This window comes from Bradyrhizobium sp. 190, assembly GCF_023073415.1.
Taxonomy (GTDB): domain Bacteria; phylum Pseudomonadota; class Alphaproteobacteria; order Rhizobiales; family Xanthobacteraceae; genus Bradyrhizobium.
Window position 1 is genome coordinate 120497 of record NZ_JADPJL010000024.1, and the last position, 19822, is coordinate 140318.

At 63.2% G+C, this 19822-nt stretch carries 20 protein-coding genes; 8 read left to right on the plus strand and 12 right to left on the minus strand.

Annotated elements, in window-relative coordinates:
- Nucleotides 1-5 precede the first annotated feature (5 nt).
- The 4 genes from IVB22_RS16885 to IVB22_RS16900 form a co-directional block, all read right to left on the minus strand.
- The gene (locus IVB22_RS16885) at nt 6-1022 is read right to left on the minus strand and encodes an adenylate/guanylate cyclase domain-containing protein (RefSeq protein ID WP_247518438.1); all 1017 of its coding nucleotides are present in this window, start codon (nt 1020-1022) and stop codon (nt 6-8) included.
- Nucleotides 1023-1036: 14 nt separating this feature from the next.
- Nucleotides 1037-2497 carry a glycerol-3-phosphate dehydrogenase gene (locus tag IVB22_RS16890; protein WP_247518439.1) on the minus strand — a complete coding sequence of 487 codons (1461 nt, stop codon included), beginning with the start codon at nt 2495-2497 and terminating at the stop codon, nt 1037-1039.
- Nucleotides 2498-2610: 113 nt separating this feature from the next.
- Nucleotides 2611-4134, minus strand: coding sequence for an ABC-F family ATP-binding cassette domain-containing protein (locus IVB22_RS16895; RefSeq protein ID WP_247518440.1), 1524 nt, complete (start codon nt 4132-4134; stop codon nt 2611-2613).
- Between the two features lie 412 nt (nt 4135-4546).
- Nucleotides 4547-7267, minus strand: a complete 2721-nt coding sequence (locus IVB22_RS16900) for an EAL domain-containing protein (RefSeq protein ID WP_247518441.1) — start codon at nt 7265-7267, stop codon at nt 4547-4549.
- Between the two features lie 258 nt (nt 7268-7525).
- On the opposite strand from IVB22_RS16900, the gene IVB22_RS16905 reads away from it, so the two are divergent.
- Nucleotides 7526-8629, plus strand: a complete 1104-nt coding sequence (locus tag IVB22_RS16905; protein WP_247518442.1) for an NAD(P)/FAD-dependent oxidoreductase — start codon at nt 7526-7528, stop codon at nt 8627-8629.
- A 93-nt stretch (nt 8630-8722) separates the two neighbouring features.
- On the opposite strand, the gene IVB22_RS16910 is transcribed toward IVB22_RS16905, so the two are convergent.
- The gene (locus IVB22_RS16910; RefSeq protein WP_247518443.1) at nt 8723-8908 is read right to left on the minus strand and encodes a YdcH family protein; all 186 of its coding nucleotides are present in this window, start codon (nt 8906-8908) and stop codon (nt 8723-8725) included.
- A 369-nt stretch (nt 8909-9277) separates the two neighbouring features.
- On the opposite strand from IVB22_RS16910, the gene IVB22_RS16915 reads away from it, so the two are divergent.
- The 3 genes from IVB22_RS16915 (at nt 9278) to IVB22_RS16925 (ending at nt 10185) form a co-directional block, all read left to right on the plus strand.
- The gene (locus IVB22_RS16915; RefSeq protein WP_057851906.1) at nt 9278-9484 is read left to right on the plus strand and encodes a YdcH family protein; all 207 of its coding nucleotides are present in this window, start codon (nt 9278-9280) and stop codon (nt 9482-9484) included.
- Between the two features lie 213 nt (nt 9485-9697).
- Entirely contained in the window at nt 9698-9910 is a 213-nt protein-coding gene (locus IVB22_RS16920; RefSeq protein WP_214490630.1) for a hypothetical protein, read from the plus strand.
- Between the two features lie 23 nt (nt 9911-9933).
- Nucleotides 9934-10185, plus strand: a complete 252-nt coding sequence (locus IVB22_RS16925) for a hypothetical protein (RefSeq protein ID WP_247518444.1) — start codon at nt 9934-9936, stop codon at nt 10183-10185.
- Nucleotides 10186-10300: 115 nt separating this feature from the next.
- Here the strand turns inward: IVB22_RS16925 and IVB22_RS16930 are convergent, their stop codons facing one another.
- Nucleotides 10301-10984 carry a GGDEF domain-containing protein gene (locus IVB22_RS16930; RefSeq protein WP_247518445.1) on the minus strand — a complete coding sequence of 228 codons (684 nt, stop codon included), beginning with the start codon at nt 10982-10984 and terminating at the stop codon, nt 10301-10303.
- A gap of 151 nt (nt 10985-11135) precedes the next feature.
- Here IVB22_RS16930 and purE point away from each other — a divergent pair, with 151 nt between their 5' ends.
- Both purE and IVB22_RS16940 read left to right on the plus strand, forming a co-directional pair.
- Nucleotides 11136-11624 carry a 5-(carboxyamino)imidazole ribonucleotide mutase gene (gene purE / locus IVB22_RS16935; RefSeq protein WP_247518446.1) on the plus strand — a complete coding sequence of 163 codons (489 nt, stop codon included), beginning with the start codon at nt 11136-11138 and terminating at the stop codon, nt 11622-11624.
- Nucleotides 11621-12724, plus strand: a complete 1104-nt coding sequence (locus IVB22_RS16940) for a 5-(carboxyamino)imidazole ribonucleotide synthase (protein ID WP_247518447.1) — start codon at nt 11621-11623, stop codon at nt 12722-12724. Before purE ends, IVB22_RS16940 begins: the two co-directional genes overlap by 4 nt.
- Before the next feature lie 25 nt (nt 12725-12749).
- On the opposite strand, the gene aqpZ is transcribed toward IVB22_RS16940, so the two are convergent.
- The gene (gene aqpZ, locus IVB22_RS16945) at nt 12750-13472 is read right to left on the minus strand and encodes an aquaporin Z (RefSeq protein WP_247518448.1); all 723 of its coding nucleotides are present in this window, start codon (nt 13470-13472) and stop codon (nt 12750-12752) included.
- Between the two features lie 255 nt (nt 13473-13727).
- On the opposite strand from aqpZ, the gene rpsU reads away from it, so the two are divergent.
- Both rpsU and IVB22_RS16955 read left to right on the plus strand, forming a co-directional pair.
- Nucleotides 13728-14033, plus strand: a complete 306-nt coding sequence (gene rpsU / locus IVB22_RS16950) for a 30S ribosomal protein S21 (protein ID WP_057838472.1) — start codon at nt 13728-13730, stop codon at nt 14031-14033.
- 177 nt (nt 14034-14210) lie between these two features.
- On the plus strand, nt 14211-14855 hold the full coding sequence (locus tag IVB22_RS16955; protein ID WP_247518449.1) for a tetratricopeptide repeat protein: 645 nt from the start codon (nt 14211-14213) through the stop codon (nt 14853-14855).
- Between the two features lie 11 nt (nt 14856-14866).
- Here IVB22_RS16955 and IVB22_RS16960 read toward each other — a convergent pair whose 3' ends face one another.
- The 5 genes from IVB22_RS16960 to IVB22_RS16980 form a co-directional block, all read right to left on the minus strand.
- The gene (locus tag IVB22_RS16960; protein ID WP_247518450.1) at nt 14867-15946 is read right to left on the minus strand and encodes a hypothetical protein; all 1080 of its coding nucleotides are present in this window, start codon (nt 15944-15946) and stop codon (nt 14867-14869) included.
- A 194-nt stretch (nt 15947-16140) separates the two neighbouring features.
- Entirely contained in the window at nt 16141-16425 is a 285-nt protein-coding gene (locus IVB22_RS16965) for a cupin domain-containing protein (RefSeq protein ID WP_247518451.1), read from the minus strand.
- Between the two features lie 20 nt (nt 16426-16445).
- Nucleotides 16446-17543, minus strand: a complete 1098-nt coding sequence (locus IVB22_RS16970) for a calcium:proton antiporter (protein ID WP_247518452.1) — start codon at nt 17541-17543, stop codon at nt 16446-16448.
- A 51-nt stretch (nt 17544-17594) separates the two neighbouring features.
- Nucleotides 17595-18401: an alpha/beta hydrolase gene (locus IVB22_RS16975; RefSeq protein ID WP_247518453.1), complete on the minus strand. Its 807-nt coding sequence runs from the start codon at nt 18399-18401 to the stop codon at nt 17595-17597.
- A gap of 18 nt (nt 18402-18419) precedes the next feature.
- Entirely contained in the window at nt 18420-19817 is a 1398-nt protein-coding gene (locus IVB22_RS16980) for an NAD(P)(+) transhydrogenase (Re/Si-specific) subunit beta (protein WP_247518454.1), read from the minus strand.
- Between the last annotated feature and the right edge of the window lie 5 nt (nt 19818-19822).

Consider the following 19822-nt stretch of genomic DNA (forward strand, 5'->3'; position numbering starts at 1 on the left):
GCACATCAGATCCGGCGCTCGACGGCAAACACCTCGATTGCCGCCGCGCGGCCACGCAAGCGCGCCTCCCCCAGCGGTTCGACCGCGAAAGCAGGCTTCAGCTTCATATGGCGCAGCAGATCGGCAGACACCAGCAAGTTCCGGCCAACCTCCTTGCAGTGCTCCTGCAGCCGCGCCGTCACGTTCACGGTATCGCCGAAATAGGCAAGCTGGCGGCGTGAGCTGCCGCACTCGCTGATCACGACGTGACCGGCATGCAGGCCGGCGCGGAAGCTCGGCACCATGCCGAACTCCTGGCGGTAAGAGTCCGCTTTTTCCGCGATGCTGTCGGCAATCGCGAAGAAGCAGTCGATGCAGCGTCCGCCCGAGATCCGCCCATCGAGCGGCCACGTCACGATGACCTCATCGCCGACATAGGCGTGAACCTCGCCACCATGCGCAACGATCGCGCCGTCAATGTCGAAGAAGAACCGGGTGAGCAGGCCCTGCACGCGCAATTCTCCCATCGACTCGGCGAGAGATGTCGAGCCTGCCAGGTCGAGGAACATCAGCACACGCGCTTCCCGCACCGGGCTTCGGTATCGCCCGAGCGCTATATTGAAAAGCACGCGGCTGCCGACCAGCCGAGTCAGTTCGAAGGCCGACATGACGAGCAGCGACGCGAAGAAGCTAAACGCAACGACAATGGGAAACTTCTCAATCAGCCACTTCGTCTCGATCCATTCCCAGTACAACGTCACCTGCAAGACCAGCGCCGTGCTCGCGACGACGATTGCCATGGTCGCGGAGCGCACCGCCAGATCCGCCAACAGCGGCCATCTGCTGACCCACTCACTTCGTCGCGAAGTGAAGTAGAGATGAACGCCCCAGGCGGCCAGCGTTACGCCCATCCCATGCAGGCTGCTCCGGAGATAATACGGCAGCGTTGCTTCGATCGGATCGTCAATGAAATAGCGATAGACTATTCCCCCAAATAAGCCGCCAACCGCAAAGAAAACAGTTGGCCCGATCGCGCGCCGCATGTCCGATCCATTCTTCACACCGCTGCCGCCATGAACGCGGCCAGTGCCTCGCGATCCGCCGGCTGCATGGTGAGGTCAAGCTTGGAGCGCCGCCACAGGATGTCATCAGGAAATCGCGCCCATTCCTTTTGCATGAGATAGCGCACTTCGGCGCCCGTCAACTCGGGCCCGAAGGCCGGGCCAAGGTCGCCGCGTTCCTTGGCATCGCCAAGGACCGCCTTGGCGTTCGACCCGTAGGCGGCGACCAGACGCCTCGCCTGGTCTTCGCCGAGAAACCGCCAGCGGTCGCGTACTTCGTCGATCTCGTTGTCGAAGCGGTCCCAGGCAAAATCGCCACCGGGCAGCGGTGCCTTCGCGGTCCACCGCGCCGACATCGGATAGAACGGCGTCAGCTTCGATACCGCCCGCTCCGCGCGCAGCCGCGAGGTCGTGACGTCGCCGCCGACGATAGTGAGCAGCGGCGCCTTGCCGCGCCCGTGCTCAAGCGTCACCGCCCCGTCGCGCCTGCTTGCAGGCTTCAGCACCATGTTGGCGCCGGAGAGCGTACGCACCACGTCGACCGTCTCGATCCGCTCGCGGAAATAGCGGTTCGCCGCATCGCAGAGATAGGCGACGTCTCCCGCCGCCATCGCAACGATGGCGGGATCGCCCTTGAAGGCATGGCTGACGGTACCGATCAGGGTAAAATCGCGCTCATAGGGACTTGCGAAAATTAGCCGTCCGTCGCTGTTCTGGAACACATAGATGTTGTCGCTGTCGAACAGGCGGCGGACGACGATCTGGTCCATCTGTACGGCGGCCACTTTCGGCGGCGGCACGCGCAACACCGTCTCGGCAACAGACGGCGTCCACGCTCCGGTGGCGTTGGCGACCGCCCGTGCCGTGATCACCTGGCGAAAGCCACGATCTTTCGTCGCCAGCCGCCATTCCTTGCCACGTTCGGCCCGGGTGCAGCGTGCGCCGGTGCGAATCACGGCACCGCGCGCCGCGGCATCGACGGCGGTGAGAACCACCAGCCGGGAATCGTCCACGACGCAGTCGGAATATTCAAATGCGGTGCCGAACGGCCGCTTCAGCGCATTGCCGACCGGATGATGGGTGACGTCGACGGTCGCCGAGGCCGGCAGACCGCTGCGCGAGGCCAGCCGGTCGTAGAGCAAGAGCCATGAACGCAACCGCCAGGCCGGGCGTTCGTCGGAATGCGCGGGGATGGCAAAGCGCATCGGACGCACCAGATGCGGCGCGATCCTGAGCCAGATGTCCCGCTCGGCAAGCGCCGAACGGACGCGAAGAAAATGCCGGCGCTCAAGCCCCGCGAGATCGCCGTGGATCAGCCGCGGCGAGGCCGAGGAGGCGCCCGCGCCGAGATCGCCCTGCTCCAGCAGGATGACGCGCAAGCCGCGTCCGGCGGCGTCGCGCGCGATGCTGACGCCGTTCAATCCGCCGCCAATGATCGCGAGATCGTAGTCCGCCATACGCAAGGGCTACTGGTGAGAAGCTGACTTCACTACACTAGGTCATGATGGCCAAAAGTGGATGTCGCTCCTGGAAATGAATCAAGTCCGGCAGAAACCAGGCAGCCGCCGCCCTAGCCGGTTGCGATCGATACGAAGAATCCCTCCGGTCCTTCCAGTTCCACCAGCTTCTTCCTTTCGATCAGCCAGAACCGGCTTCCCACCGTTCGTACGAAGCTGCGGTCGTGTGAAACCAGCAGGCAACTTGCCTGATGCGCCAGTAATTCTTCTTCCAGCGCTTCCTGTCCCTCGATATCCAGGTGGTTGGTAGGCTCATCGAGCAGATAGAAGTTTGGCTGGGCAAGCTGCAGCAAAAGCATGCCGAGACGCGCCTTCTGTCCGCCGGAAAGCCGGCCGATCGGACGGCTCTGCATCGCAACCGACAGGCCGGAGCCGGCGAGCAACGCGCGCGCACGCTGATCGCCGACCTCGAAACGGCTGACGATCGTGTGCATCGGCGTGTCGGCATCGGAAAGATCGGCAAGATTCTGTTCACAGTAGCCGAGAGCAAGAGACTGCGAGACCTTGATGCCGGCCTGCATGGCTTCCGGGTTTTCGATCGCTTGACGCAGCATCGCCACGAACCGGGTCTTGCCTGCCCCGTTCGGCCCCAGCAGCACGATCCGGTCTCCCTTGCAGATGAACTGCTTTCCGGTCTTGAACAGCAACCTGCCGTCGGGGGTAGCGACGGTGGCATCATCAAGCGCAATCAGAACCTTGGCATGCGTTCCGCGGTTGGCAAGCTTGATCGTCCCTGCGGATCGCTCCAGGTGGACGGGCTTTGCCGCATCTTCCAGCTTCTCGGCTCGCTGCCTCAGTTGCTTCGTCTTTTGTAACAGAAGGTCGCTACCGGAATTGACGCCGATGTTGTTGAGCTTTGCAGCGTGCTGGCGAAGCTGCTCGGCAGCCTTCAGGTCACGTCGGTAGCGCCGTTCATCCGAGGTATCCACCTCGCTGAGCGCGGCGCGCGCCTGCGTATAGGGCAGCGAAAATATCTGCGACCGCTCGGGCCGCAAGAATACCGTGCGGTTTGTGGTTGCGTCGAGAAACGCGCGGTCATGGCTCGATATGACGACCGGCATATCCCGTGGCAGCGCGTTCAGCCAGGCTTCAAGCTGACAAATCCTGGCGAGGTCCAGGTGGTTGGTCGGCTCGTCGAGCAACAACACATCGGCCTCGGCCACCACGATGCGGGCAAGCATGGCAAACCGCTGCCAGCCGCCGCTCAGCTGCTTCAGCGGCCTCTGCCGCAGCGCCTCGGGCACCTCAAGCGATTCCAGGGCAACATCGACCCTCCAGCTCTCACCCGCCCGTCGTTCAGCGGGAAGCATGTCGAGCACCGCCGCATAGAACGGTGTATCCGCGAGCGCGGACGGGACATCCTGCTCGACATAGCCGATGGTCAACCCTCGCGATCTGGCGATATCGCCATCGCTTGGCTCCGCCATGCCTGCAATGCAGCGCAGTAACGTGGACTTGCCGCGCCCATTGGCGGCGACGAGCCCGATGCGGTCACCAGCATTGACGGAAAGGTCCAGTCGGGAAAACAGCGGAGCGTTCAGCGTCACGCCGAGATTACGAATATTGATAAGGGTCATGATCGTTCCCTGGTCTTGCCGGCCAACACAACATCCGGGGCATGCAGCCATCATCGGATGTTCGTGTTTGGAGCGCGGCGAGCTACTGAAATGCGGGCGCAAACGATCAGACGTTCGACGCCGCATTGCCACGGGGGCAGACCAGGAAGAGATTTTCGGAAAAGTCTCTGGTCAGCCCTGCAAATGCATTTGCAGGGCGTTGACGGGGCCACGCTGGCGATAGTGCCGTAAAGATATCGTCACCGCGCAGCCCTCCTTTCTCGAACCAGCTAGGTCACCAAAATATCCGGGCCTTCAGGGGAAGGCAAGCCAGGGTCTCGTCGAAATCAAATCGCGAAAAGCCGGAGAGGTCGCGCATGCAATCGCATCTCTGGCGCTAGCGCCCGATGCACCGCAGCGCGATTTCGCGAAATCAGGCGCTGGCGAGCTTGCGCGCGGTTTCGACGTCGTTTGCGACGCTGCGGCCGACGAGTGCGGCGTACTGGCCGATCGGCAAGGGCTTGCCGAGGAAATAGCCCTGCACCGCGTCGCATCCCTCTTCCGACAGGAAGCTGAGCTGTTCCTGGGTCTCGACGCCCTCGGCAACAATCGACATTTCGAGGCCGTGGCCGAGGTCGATGACGGCGCGAACGATCGCCGCCGACTGCGGATTGCGCCCGAGGTTCATCACAAAGGCGCGGTCGATCTTGATCTTGTCGAACGGGAACGCCTGCAGATAGCTCAGCGAGGAGTAGCCGGAACCGAAATCGTCCATCGAGATCCGCACGCCGAGCGCCTTCAGCCGCCTCAATAGGGCGAGACCGCGATCGAAATCCTCGATCAGGACGCCTTCGGTGATTTCAAGCTCGAGCCGGCCGGGAGCCAGGCCGGTTTCAAGCAGGATCGAATGCACCAGGCTGACCACGTCGCCATGCATGAACTGGGCCGGCGAAAGATTGACGGCGATCTGCATCGGCACCGGCCAGGAGGCGGCCTCGCGGCAGGCTTCGCGCAGGATCCAGACGCCCATTTCGACGATCAGGCCGCTTTCTTCCGCCAGCGGGATGAATTCACCCGGCGACACGAAGCCGCGCACTGGATGCATCCAGCGCGCCAGCGCCTCGAAGCCGATGATCTTGCTGGCCGCGACCGTTGCGCCCGACGCGGCCTGCGGCTGATAGTACAACGACAATTCGCCGTTCCTGATCGCCATCGAGAGGTCCTGATGCAGCACGCGGCGATCGCGGATCTGCTGGTCCATCTCGGGCGCGAAAATGCTGATCGAGCCGCGTGACTTCTGCTTGGCGCGGAACAGCGCCGCGCCGGAATTGGCGAGCAGCGAAGCCGCGTCCGCGCCGTGATGCGGAAATACCGAGATGCCGGTGGTGACCCCGGTGCGCACCGACTTGCCGTCGATCAGGAATTCGTCCGACAGCGTTTGCGCGAGCTGTTCAGCAAGCGCCTGGCCCGCCTCCGGCTGCTTGCCATCAATGATCAGGCCGAACTCGTCGCCGGAGAGCCGGGCCACCACACCGCCACGGGCGGAAGCCTGGATGCGGCCGCCCACCTCAATCAGGAGCTTGTCGCCCATCGCGTGGCCGAACACGTCGTTGATTTCCTTCAGCCCGTCGAGGTCGACGCAGAGCACCGCGAATTCCTCGTCGGTGCCGGCGCAGGCCTCGATCATCTGGGCCAGCGCCTGCAGGAAGGCGGCGCGGTTCGGCAGATCGGTCAGGCCGTCATGATAGGCCATGTGCGCCATCCGCGATTCGGTCTGGCGGCGATCGGTGACGTCCTCGTGGGTCTTGATCAGGTATTGCGGCTCGCCGGCCTCGTCGAGAACGGTCATGCGGCGGGTAAGGAACAGCCGCAGCCCATCCTTGGTCGAGATCGGGTGTTCTTCGGTGAGCAGGCCGCGCTTCTTGATCGCGGCCTCGTCGCGCGCGATGATCAGCTTGGCTTCGCGCGGATTGAAGATGTCGGCGGCGGTCAGGCCGGTGGCATCCTCGCGGCGGCGATTGAGAATGGTCTCGGCGCTGCGGTTGGCGAGCAGATACCGCCCGTCGCTGACGCGCTCGACGATCAGCGACACCGGGATGTTGTCGACCACCAGTTCGAGGAATTTCTTGGTGTTTTCGAGTTCGCGCGACAGCGACCGCCGATCGGTGACGTCGTCGAACAGCGTGATCAGGAATTCCGGCTCGTTATTCTCGTTGCGGGCGACCACGCGGTTGGCAGAGAGAACGCGCCGGTCATCGCCGCGTTCGACGGTGTATTCGCTGCGATGATAGCCTTCGGGCGCCGTCAGCGCGGCGTGATCCGCGGCCTCAATGCTTTTGGCGGTTTCCAGCCGGAAGATTTCGTCGGCGCGCTTGCCGATGACGCGATCGCGGGAAAAGCGCGAGAAGCGCTCGAACGCCCGGTTGGCGAAAATATAGCGGCCGTCCTCGATGTTCTTGGCGGCGACGCAGACCGGAACATTGTCGAGCACCGATTCCAGAAATTTGGTGGTCGATGCCAGCTTGCGCGACAGCTGGCGCTGCTCGGTGCAATCCTCATGCGTTCCGATCGTCCCGCCATTGGGCAGGCGGAAGATCTTCGAAAGCACCGATCGCCCGCCCGGCAGTTCGGTGACGACGCCTTCCGGGCGGCGGGCAAGCTTGCTGAATTCCTCGACGGTGAGATTGAGCAGGCCCCGCGCGCGGCGCAGTTCGAGCAATTCGCGACCGGTCATCGCGCTAGAAATCTCGGCGCGGCTGAGCCCGTAAATTTCGAGAAAGCGGTCGTTGCAAAAGACCACGCGGTTTTGCGCATTGGTCATCATCACGCCCTGGTTGAGCGTGTTGAGCGCCGAACTGATGAATGCGCTGCGCTGCAATTGTGCGCTCTTGGCTCGGCGCAACGCCGCCAGTATCCAGATCCCGATCGCAACCAGGAAGGAAACGACGGCAATCCCGCCGAGCAGGAGCTCCCACACGAGATTGGGATCGAGTTCGCCGATAGAGCTCACCGGGGCAAAGCCCGCGGAAGGCGCGGCAGCCCACGCAGTTCCGCACGGCGCAACCATGACGAGCAGAGCAATGGCGAGCAGACAGACAAGGGCCTGCGCCGGAATCGAATTCTTCCGTTCTGCCTGCCGGTTCCTGTCAGCCATTACCCACCCAAGGTTTGCGGGCGGAGTGTCTGGCTTGACGGGTTTGGATCGGGTAAATGACTACCCGTACAATTCTAAAATGTGACCCAAATTACGGCAATTGGCCTGACATGATTAATGCTTCACTAACGGGACTGCGTTCGCGGCGTATTTCGAGGCAAACCAACGGGTTGTTTGACTGCTTCGGCGGACGAAACGATGATCGCCAAGCGTGGCAGGCGCCGATTTCCACGGCAGATTCCCAGGTCCGAAGCTGACATGGACAAGGTCGATTGCGTCGTCATCGGAGCGGGGGTGATCGGGCTTTCGATCGCACGGCGGCTGGCCCAGGCGGGCCGCGAAGTGATCGTGCTCGAGGCCACTGAGGGCATCGGCACCATCACCTCCTCCCGCAACAGCGAGGTGATCCACGCCGGCATCTATTACCGCGCGGGCAGCCTGATGGCGAAGATGTGCGTGAGCGGCAAGCGCGCGCTCTACCAGTATTGCCGCGACCACGGTATTCCCCATCGCAATTGCGGCAAGCTGATCGTGGCGACGACGCCGAGCGAAACCGAAAAACTGCAGTCGATCCGGGCGCATGCCGAAGCCAATGGCGTCGACGATCTGCAGTTGCTGACCGGCGAGGCGGCACGGGCGCTGGAGCCGGCGCTCAACTGCGATGCGGCCCTGCTCTCGCCGTCCACCGGCATCATCGACAGCCACGCCTACATGCTGGCGCTGCGGGGCGACGCTGAGGAAGCGGGCGCGGCCTATGCGTTCCACACGCCGCTGTTGCGCGCCCGGGCCGGTGGCGGCCGGATCGAAATCGAAGCTGGCGGGCACGCGCCGATGACGCTTGCATGCAACCTGCTCGTCAACACGGCCGGCTTAAGCGCGCCCGCAGTGGCGCGCAGCATCGAAGGCATGCCGGTCGGGATGATCCCCTGCGCTTATCTCGCCAAGGGCAATTATTTCAGTTGCAGCGCGCGCGCCCCGTTTTCACGCCTGATCTATCCCGTGCCGGAGCCCGGCGGGTTGGGCGTGCACCTGACGCTCGACATGGCGGGACAGGCTCGTTTCGGCCCCGACGTGGAATGGGTCGAGAGCATCGATTATGCGGTGGATCCCGCTCGTGCCGAGCGATTCTACCCCGCGATTCGGCGCTACTGGCCGACGCTGCCGGACGGCGCGCTGATGCCGAGCTATTCCGGAATGCGGCCGAAAATCGTGCCGCCGGCCGTCGCTACCCAGGATTTTCTGATCCAGGGTCCAGCCGATCACGGCGTCGCCGGACTGATCAATCTGTTCGGTATCGAATCGCCGGGACTGACGTCATCACTCGCGATCGCCGATCATGTCGGCGCGCTGGTGGAGCTCTGACATCGCCCACGTCCGGGCGGATGAGCGCATCGGCACCCATCCGACCGTGTGGAGATTTTCGATACTTTGCTGGACTGGTTAGTGCTGGACTGGTTAGTGGAGAGTTTCGCTGGCGGATTGTTTCAACCGCTCGATCTCATCCTTGACCATCAACTTGCGGCGCTTCAACTCGACAATTTGCAGGTCGTCTGTGGAAAGGTGCACGAGCGCTTCGTGCAATTCATTCTCGAGAATCTTGTGTTTACGTTCAAGTTCAACAAGATGCGCCTGTAGTGCCATACGAAATCTCCTCGGTGGTTGAACCTCAGATTCGATCCGGACGAGAGAGTGTACACCAGACGACGAATCTGTCGATGGGTATCCAGAATCGCGCCTGTCATATTTTCGGATTTATCTGTAACCAATCGTGAGTATGGGAACCCGGTCAGCTTGCGGACCGGCCTCGCAGGGACGATATTCACTGCCAGCCTCGGGCATGATCCGGAAAAGTGGGGTGCCGGTTTTCCCTCGCGACAAACGCCGAAACGCGTTTGCGCGGAGATCATGCTCAAATCAAACAGCTGGAGCGGGATGACAATTCGAAGAAAAGTCATCACGCTCTAGAATAACCCGTTCACAACCTCATCGCGCTTTCAGCTAACGTACACCATGACCGACGATGATGAGCGCGAGCTTGAGAACGAGCTCGCCCGCCTGCAGCAGGAGCATCGCGATCTCGATGCGGCGATCGACGCGCTGCATCAGTCGCCGGCGCCGGACCTGTTGCGGCTGCAGCGGCTGAAGAAACGCAAATTGCAATTGCGCGACCGCATCGCCTTTATCGAAGACCAGATCACGCCTGATATCATCGCCTGATCGTTGCGTGTGCCTCGTTCGGCCAAGTCGGTTCGCCAAAAGCCGTCCGCTTCCGGCAGATCCTTTTCCCCGATATCCACACAACCCTGCGTCGCAAGGATCTTGTCGGCCGGCCGACCCGAAAAAACAGCTTTCCAGTTGGCGGATGCGACTTGACTCTCATAGAACAAAAAGGGAACATATCTTCCTGCCGCCAGCCTTGGGAGTTCCGCCATGTCCGTCACATCGTCCCTGTCCGACAACAGCCGCTACGAGCAGGCCTGCGATCAGGCCATCGCGATGTGTGACGGCAATCTGCGCTCGACCATCAAGGCGCTGATCATGGCGAACGAGTATCTGGAAACCGAACTGGAGGAATTGCAGGCGGCAATCGCCGCCGGCTGCGTGCCGGCGAGAACCTCCCATGCGGAGAGCGACGCTGCCTGATCGATCAAACCCGGAGCGAACCAATGGCCGATGTCACTTATTACGTCGCAATGCCATTCCTGCAGGACGATAGCGGCACGCCGATGGCGGGAGCCGCGGAAGAATGCCAGAGCCCGACGACCGCGTTACGGCGTGCCGAGACGATGTCGCGGATGGCCGGCAGCATCGGCGCCGTCGCCTTCAGCCGCAGCGGCGATCCCATGATCGGCGAATTCGGCGACGCGAAACTGCTGCGCAAGTTCGGCAATGTGCCGGATGATCTGAGTGGTTTGTAGCGATCACTGATCGTGTAGGGTGGGCAAAGCGCAGCGTGCCCACCATCATGTTCGTCAGATAGACGGTGGGCACGGCGCAAGCGCGCCTTTGCCCACCCTACAGATCTTCAGCTCTTCACGACACCTCGTGCCGCCGCAGCGCCTTTCGCACATACATGGCGCTGTCGGCCGCTTCCAGCGCGCGGCCGGCTTCGGAATGGGTATCGAGAATGGAGACGCCCGCGGAGGCGCCCGCGGTAATGGTGCAGCCATCGAACACGAAGGTGAGGCGATCGATCGCTTCCTCCAGCGCGGCCGCCTTGGCCCGGGCATCGGTCTCGCTGAGATTCCACAACAGCAGCGCGAACTCGTCGCCGCCGAGCCGGCCGACCACATCGGAAGCGCGCACCTGCGCGAGCAGCGTCGTGACGATGGCCTTGAGTACCTGGTCGCCTGCGGCGTGTCCGAAAGCGTCGTTGATCGGTTTCAAGCGATCGACGTCGAGCACGACCAGCGCACCGCCGGCGCGATAGCGCTTGATGTAGGCAATCGCGCGATTGAGCTCGCGCTCGAAGCCGCGCCGGTTCGGAATGCCCAGCAGGAAGTCGGTATCGGCGGAGGCCTGAAGTTCCTCGATCTGCGCCTGCGTCCGGGCCAGTTCCGCCTTCAGCCGGCGAATCGTCGCCTTGGTGCCGTTGGACACCGCCGGCGGTCGGGATCCCTGGGCGGATGACCGCCGCGGTGCGACTTTTTGCCCGGAAGCCGCGCTTTTGGGGCGTTTTCCGGCCCTGGAGGCGGTCGCCCTGGTTTTCTTCTTCATGGCCTTCCCTGTGCAGGCTTGCTTATGAAGGCTTGCCGGGATTCACCAAGACAGGATAGTCCATTCCTGATCCCTTGCCACGCCTTGGATGAGCCCCGGGTCGACCCTATAATCGGCCTATGTTTCTGGATTCCCGAACAGAATTGACGAGATGACCGCACCCATCGCCATCATCATGGGCAGCCAGTCCGACTGGGAGACCATGCGCCACGCCGCCGACACACTGGCTGTGCTCGGGATCGATTGCGAAAAGCGCATCGTCTCGGCCCACCGGACCCCGGACCGGTTGTTTGCCTTCGCCAAAGGCGCCAAGGCCGCAGGCTTCAAGGTCATCATTGCCGGCGCCGGTGGGGCGGCCCATCTGCCGGGCATGGCGGCGGCGCTGACGGAACTCCCCGTCTTCGGTGTCCCCGTCGAATCCAAGGCGCTGTCGGGGGTCGATTCGCTGTACTCGATCGTGCAGATGCCGGCCGGCGTTCCCGTCGGCACGCTGGCGATCGGAAAGGCCGGCGCCATCAACGCTGCGCTGCTCGCGGCAAGCGTGCTTGCGCTTAATGACGCAGCGCTGGCCGCGCGGCTCGCCGCCTGGCGCAAGCAGCAGACGGACGCGGTCAAGGAGCGCCCGGAGGGATCGGCGTGACCGCTTCAGGCAAGGTGAAGCTGAGGCCGGGCGACACCATCGGAATTCTCGGCGGCGGACAATTGGGCCGGATGCTGGCCATGGCGGCGGCGCGCCTTGGCCTGAAATGCCAGGTGTTTTCGCCGGACTCAGACTCGCCCGCCTTCGACGTGGTGCTGAACGCGACCTGCGCCGAATATGCCGACGTCGAGGCGCTCGAGTTGTTCGCCAACGATGTCGACGTCATCACCTATGAATTCGAGAACGTGCCGGCCGCCACCGCCATGGTGCTGGCCGCGCGGCGCCCGGTGTTGCCGGCGCAGAAGATCCTCGAAACCACGCAGGACCGGCTGATCGAAAAGGACTTCGTCAAACGGCTGGGCATCGGCACCGCCGACTATGCCGACGTGTCATCGGTTGAAACCCTGCAGGCGGCGATCGCACGCATCGGCCTTCCCGCCGTGATCAAGACCCGCCGCTTCGGCTATGACGGCAAGGGCCAGGCGATCATCCGCGAGGGCGACGATCCCGCTCAAGTCTGGGAGGACCTCGGCACCAAATCCGCGATCCTCGAAGCCTTCGTTCCCTTCGAGCGCGAGATCTCCGTGATCGCCGCGCGCTCGGCGGACGGCGAGGTCGAATGCTACGACGTCACCGAAAACGAACACCGCGATCACATCCTGAAATTCTCGCGCGTGCCCGCCGCGATCTCGGATGCGCTGGCCGCAGACGCGCGTGCCGTCGCCGAGAAGATCGCAAACGCGCTCGACTATGTCGGCGTGCTCGCAGTCGAATTGTTCGTCGTTGCCGGAAACGGCGGGCCGCATGTGCTGGTCAACGAGATTGCGCCGCGGGTGCATAATTCAGGGCACTGGACGCTGGACGGCGCCTCGATCTCCCAGTTCGAGCAGCACATAAGGGCGATCGCCGGCTGGCCGCTCGGCAAGCCGGTTCGTCACGGTGAGGTTACCATGACCAACCTGATCGGCGACGATATCCTGACCTACGAGCAGTGGCTGACGGTGCCCGGTGCCACCATTCACCTCTACGGCAAGGGCGCACCGCGGCCTGGCCGCAAGATGGGCCATGTCACCGAAGTGGCTCCGGCAAGCAAGAAATAGCGCGGTCGCCGAACGCGTTTGCTGATCAGGCCGTCTTCAAGCCTTCCACGACGCCGGCCGGCTCTTCGCTGAGCCAGCGATAGATCACGCCGCCGAGCGCCCCGCCGATCAGCGGCGCAACCCAGAACAGCCAGAGCTGCGTCAGCGCCCAGCCGCCGACGAACAGCGCGGGCCCGGTGCTGCGCGCGGGATTCACCGACGTGTTGGTGACGGGAATGCTGACGAGATGGATCATCACCAGCGCCAATCCGATCGCCAGCGGCGCAAAGCCCGCAGGCGCCTTGCCGTGGGTGGCGCCCATGATGATGAACAGGAACATCATGGTCATCACCACTTCGGTGATGAAGCAGGCCACCATGCCGTATTTACCGGGCGAATGCGCATCAAAGCCGTTGGACGCAAAACCCTTGCTGACGTCGAAGCCGGACGCGCCGCTTGCGATCACATAAAGTAGGGCAGCAGCAACGATCGCACCGATCACCTGCGCGATGACATAAGGCAGGATTTGACCGGTCGGAAACCGTCCGCCGGCCGCGAGGCCGATCGTGACGGCAGGGTTGAGATGGCAACCGGAAATGTGGCCGATCGCATAGGCCATGGTCACGACGCTCAGGCCGAACGCCAGGGACACGCCGACCAGGCCGATACCGACCTGAGGAAAGCCGGCGGCGATGACCGCGCTGCCGCATCCCGCAAAAGTGAGCCAAAACGTGCCGATCGCTTCAGCGGCATATTTTTTGGTATTCATACTCGCCTCCCGCATGTTTAGGTTGCCGGATGCTAGGGAGAGCCCGTGATGGGCTCGTTATTTGAGGAAACCAGGTCGCCTGGGCGCCGGATCCCGCCGATTTTCGTGGCTTTCCGGAGCCGGGAAACCGGCTTCTCAGGTGGACAATAGCGGATTTGTCTGCTACATGCCCGCGTTCAGGGTTAAGGGCCAGGCCTTTCGCCGGCCCTTTACTTTACCAGAATTCCTATCCGATCAATTGAAAGAGGATGCCGCGTGCAGGTTCTCGTCCGCGATAACAATGTCGATCAAGCCCTCAAGGCGCTGAAGAAGAAGATGCAGCGCGAGGGTATTTTCCGCGAGATGAAGCTCCGCGGGCACTACGAAAAGCCCTCCGAGAAGAAGGCCCGTGAAAAGGCCGAAGCCGTGCGCCGCGCGCGCAAGCTGGCCCGCAAGAAGCTGCAGCGCGAAGGCCTGCTGCCGATGAAGCCCAAGCCGGTGTTCGGCGCGGGTCCCGGTGGCGACCGTGGTGGCGCTGGCGGTCGTGGTGGCCCGGGCGCAGGTCCGCGCGGACCGCGCTGAGTGCTTCCTGAGATTTGAGTTGAAAACGCGGGCCTCAGGTCCGCGTTTTTGTTTTTCGCCATCGCAGATCCGGCAATATGGGATAATCGTCGCTGACGCGCGACGTGCTCCACTCGCATCTCCTTCATCGGCCGTTGCGGCTAATCTTGGCTTGGACACGCGAAAGTATTCCGCTGCATGGCCGCTACGGATTGCAATGCCCTTCCCTGCGGTTCGCGCTTCACGGCCGTACCCATCGCGCTGTTGGCGATCGTTCTCACCGTTCCGCTCGGCGGCTGTTCGTTCGACCTGGGATCATGGGGATCGGACAAGGAGAAGCCACAGGCCGTCGAGCAGAAACCGACGGGCACGATCAGCGGGCAAAGCGTCAGCGACGCCCAAGGCTACACTACGCGCGGCCTAACTCTCGCCAAATCCGGCAAGACCGAAGAAGCGCTGGCAGAATTCGACCGTGCGCTGACACTCGATCCCTACAACGTGCAAGCGCTGTACGGCCGCGGTCTGATCCATCAGGCCGACAAGCAGCATGAGCAGGCGATCGCGGATTTCACTGCGGCCAACGGCCTGACTCCGCAACGGGTCGAGCCACTGCTGGCGCGCGCGACCAGCTACCTCGCCATCGACAAGGCAAAGGAAGCCGCTTCCGATCTCGACGAGGCGGTGCAGGCCGATCCCGACAGCGCGCAAGCCTGGTCAGCTCGCGGCGTCACCTATGAACGTCTAGGCGACAAGGCCAAGGCGTTCACCTCCTACGGCCGTGCGCTCGCGCTCCGCCCCAAGGACGAAGCCGCGCGAAGCGGCCTCGCGCGCACGGGCGGCTAGCCTCTCCAGAATTATTTCGGCAGCACCGCGTGGAAGAGCGACTTGGCGGTCGACAGCGCGTCCTCGGCAGCCGCTGTGGCGCGCTCGCGCACGGAAGGCTCGGCCATTTCGGCACGCAGATCGAGCGGACGCGAGATCGGAATTTCGGCAGGCGGGGTCGGGCGGTTCGGGTCGCTGGCCTCGGCATAAGGCGGCCGCGCCTGCGACGGAGCACGACCAGACGAAGACTGACCAAAAGGTTCGCCGGCCGGCGAACCCGAGACCATGATCGGGGGTGGCAGCGGACGAAGCGCGGGCGCATTGGCGACCACTGGCGCATTTGTGACCACGGGCGCATTTGCGACCCTGGGTGCCTCGGGAACGCCGGCCGCCTCGGCGGCGCGCGGAGAGGCTTCGCCGTTGACGCGCAGGCGCTCGATCGCGGCGCGCGCCAGATCGTTGGCATCACGGCGTTCATCCGGCGCAACCGCAGTCTCGACCGGGGCGGCCGGCGCAGCCGCCGCAACCGGAGCCGCCGAGGAATTCACGGGCTGTATCGGTGACGGCAGCACGACCCGGATTTTTTCCTTTTCGCGCGGCAACGCTGCATGACGGCGCTGGTCGGCGGAGCTGCTCGCGGCCTCGGCCGGGCCTTCGGCCGGTTTTGCATCGGACTTGGTATCGGCAGACTTGGTATCGGAGGACTTGGTATCGGAGGACTTGGCGTCGGAGGACTTGGCGTCGGCGGATTTGGAATCGGGCTTGGCGTCAGCCTTCGCTTCGGCTTTTGCGTCGGTCTTTTCCTGAGCCTTTTCGACCACCGCCGGCCGTTCGGCAGCGGTCTTCTCCATGATGGCTTTCTCGGAGATTCCCCTCGCCTTGACGCCGGCGGCCGGGAGATTGCTGACACTGGCCGTGGTGTCGGCGGACTTGGCGTCGGATTTGGCTTCAGCCTTGCCTTCCCCCTTGGGGTTGGCGGCCGACACCGCAGCGGCAGGCGCGTCCGCGCTGGGCTTGGTCACAATGTAGTGGTTGACGATGTACGCCCCGATGACCGTCGCGGCCACCGAGGGGAAGATGTCCACCGCAAATTTCTTCAGGTAATTCAGCATTCCGGCCACTCCCCGCGGTCCTTCAATTGCCGGAACTTTGAGGCACATTGAGGGATCAACTGCGACGGATCGGTGGCAATTCAGCAGTTCCCGTGCAGGTCGGACGGCACCGGCTTGATCGGCTAAAATTTCCTAACTAGTCCAAGGCCATAAAGCGAGGCCCCGGCAACAGCCTGGAACCCGCGGCCGGGTGGTCAGGGCTTCAGCTCGACCTCCAGAAATACGATCTCGGCTGCTGTCTCGTTGAGCACGTCGTGCTGGACGCCGGCTTTCCGGAAATAGGATTTGCCGGCCCCGAGCTGCGCCTTGGTGCGTTCGCCGTTCGGCGCGACGATGGTCATTTCGCCCGAGGTCACCGGCACGATCACGTAATCCATCCCGTGGGTGTGATGGCCGGTCGCGCTGCCCGGCGGCAGCCGCCACTCGGTAACGCGGACTTCGGTTGTATCGACCTGAACGTCGGATTTGGCGGCGAGCATATCGGGTCACTCCAGGGGAATTACGGCACGAATACCATGAATAGGAACACGGCGAATACCAGCATATGCACGAGCCCGAACAGGATGTTGGTGCGGCCGGTGCCGAAGGTGAGCATGCTGATGACGAAGGTCAGCAGCAAGAGCACCATCTCCGGCGCATTGAGACCGAGCACCAGCTGCTTGTCGAGTGTGTAGGCAACGACCGCGACCGCCGGCACCGTCAGCCCGATCGTGGCGAGCGAAGAGCCGAGCGCGAGATTGATGCTCTTCTGCAGGTCGTTCCTGCGCGCGGCGCCGATCGCCGCGACACCTTCCGGCATCAGGATCAAGGACGCCACTACCACGCCCGCGAAGGCGGATGGCGCGCCGATCATCGCAGTGACGGTATCGACGGTCACCGAAAATTTCTTGGCCAGCAGCACCACCGCCAGCAGGGACACAATCAACAGCGCGATGCTGAGCGCCAGCATCCGGTTGGACAGCCGGGATTCGCCGGCCGCCTCGCCTTCGGCCTGGTTGATGAAATAATCGCGATGCCGGATGGTTTGGGTATAGAGAAACACGCCATAGAGAACGAGGGTGACGATGCTGACGAAGCCGAGCTGGACCGCCGAATAGATCGGCCCCGGGGCGGTCAGCGTATAGTTCGGCATGATCAGCGTGATCGTCGCCAGCACGAACAGCACGCTGAGATAAAGGTTCGCGCCCGGGACCTGAAAATCCTGCTCGCGGTAGCGCAAGCCGCCGATGAAGATGCAGAGGCCGACGAGGCCGTTGCACACGATCATCACCACCGCAAACACGGTGTCGCGCGCCAACGCCGGTTGCGGCTTGTCGCCGAGCATGATGGTGGCGATCAGCGCGACCTCGATAATCGTGACCGCAAGCGTCAACAGCAGCGTGCCGTAGGGTTCGCCAATTCGCTCGGCGATCACCTCCGCATGATGCACGGCTGCAAACACGGTGCCGAACAGGATCGACAGCAGCACCACCGCGAACACGAGCCCGCCGACTGACGGCGTAAAGTTGAGCCCGAGGCTGGTCGCCACGGCAAACAGCAGCATCGCCAGCGTGGGGAATATCCACGCCGATCGCGGCATTGGTCCGTGTGCGCTCATGCGATCAAGTCCCAACAGGTTTGTGGACGCTAGATAAGCCCAAAGTAGCCATCACCCCCTTGCAAGGTTGATGAAATTTCGCGCGATTTCAATCGCGCCGAAATTATCCAGATCGTTATGACCGCCTCGGGCAAGGCGGACAAACCGTTTCGGCTCGTTCGCCAGCGCAAACAGCCGCTCACCAAAGACAACCGGTATCGTGGGATCGAGCGCGCCATGCATGACGAGCAGCGGCACCCTGATCCGCGCGATGCGCGCGTCGGAGCGGAACTGATCCCGCATCAATAGCCGCACCGGCGCGAACCAGAACGCCGACGCGGCGACGTCGGCAATGGAGGTATAGGGCGATTCCAGGATCAGCTTTCCGATCGGCTGTTCGGCCGCCAGCGCAACTGCGACGCCGGTGCCGAGGGAGAATCCCCATGCGACGATCTTGTCCGCGCGATATCGCGCTGCTGTGAAGGCATAGGCCGCCGCAGCATCCTGCAGCAATCCCTGCTCGCTTGGTTGCCCGCTCGATCCGGCATAGCCGCGATAGGACAGCGCGACGATCCCCGTCCCGTCAGCGATCAGGTCGCGAAAGCGGCCGAAGAAGCCGGCGAGATAATCGCCATTGCCGTGGAAATAAAGGACGACCGGACGGCCCGGCTTAGCCGGAACATGCCAGATGATGACGCGCTCGCCGTCCGCCGTGGTCAGGATATGTTCTTCGGCTTCCGGAAAGCCCGCCGCTGGCGGCATTGTGCGCGCGGCAGTCGGCACCGGAAACAGGACGGCGCGCTGCGCGAAGAACAACGCGAGCAGTCCGCAGACATAACCGACTGAGACGACGATCAGCAGCCATTTCAGTACAGTCATGAATTTCCTGCGAGCGCGTTACATCCCCTTGACGATGTTCTCGGTGACCTTCTTGGCGTCGCCGAGCAGCATCATGGTGTTGTCGCGGTAGAATAGTGGATTATCGATGCCGGCATAGCCCGAGGCCAGCGAGCGCTTGATGAACATCACGGTGCCGGCTTTCCAGACCTGCAGCACCGGCATGCCATAGATCGGCGAGGTCTTGTCTTCTTCCGCGGCCGGGTTGGTGACGTCATTGGCGCCGATCACAAACGCAATGTCGGCTTGCGCGAATTCGGAGTTGATGTCCTCGAGCTCGAACACCTCGTCATAGGGCACGTTGGCTTCCGCCAGCAGCACGTTCATGTGGCCGGGCATGCGGCCGGCGACCGGGTGAATCGCGTATTTCACCTCGACGCCTTCCTTCTTCAGGAGGTCGCCCATTTCGCGCAGCGCATGCTGGGCCTGCGCCACCGCCATGCCGTAGCCCGGCACGATGATCACCTTCTGTGCGTTCTTCATGATGAAGGCCGCGTCGTCGGCCGAGCCGAGCTTGGCGGGCTTCTGCTCGCCGCCGCCACCGCCGGCCGCGACGGTTTCGCCGCCGAAGCCGCCGAGGATGACCGAGATGAAGGAACGGTTCATCGCGTGGCACATGATGTAGGACAGGATCGCGCCCGAGGAACCGACCAGTGCGCCGGTGATGATCAGCGCGGAGTTGCCGAGCGTGAAACCGATGCCGGCCGCAGCCCAACCCGAATAGGAGTTCAGCATCGAGATCACGACCGGCATGTCGGCGCCGCCGATCGGGATAATCATGAGCACGCCGAGCACCAGCGCGATGATCGTGATCAGCCAGAAGTCGATCGCGCTTCCGGACCGGACCAGACCGAAAATGAAGAACACCAGCGCAAGCGCGAGCGCGATGTTGATGATGTGGCGGCCGGGCAGGATGATCGGCGCGCCGCTCATGCGCGCGGAAAGCTTCAGGAACGCGATCACCGAACCGGTGAAGGTCAACGCGCCGATGGCGACGCCGAGCGACATCTCGACCAGGCTGGAAGCGTGAATGGCGCCGGGCTTGCCGATGTCGAAGGCTTCGGGCGCATAGAAGGCGCCGGCGGCGACCAGCACCGCGGCCATGCCGACCAGCGAGTGGAAGGCTGCGACCAGTTCCGGCATCGAGGTCATCGGCACCCGGCGGGCGATCACGGCGCCGACGCCGCCGCCGATGGCGATGCCGAGAATGACCAGCAGCCAGGCAACGCCGTCCGCCGGCGGATGACTGGCGAGCGTGGTCGCGACCGCGATCGCCATGCCGATCATGCCGAACAGGTTGCCCTGGCGGGACGATGCGGGACTGGACAGGCCGCGCAGCGACAGGATGAACAGCACACCCGCCACGAGATAAAGAACTGCTGCCAGATTGGCGTTCATCTCAG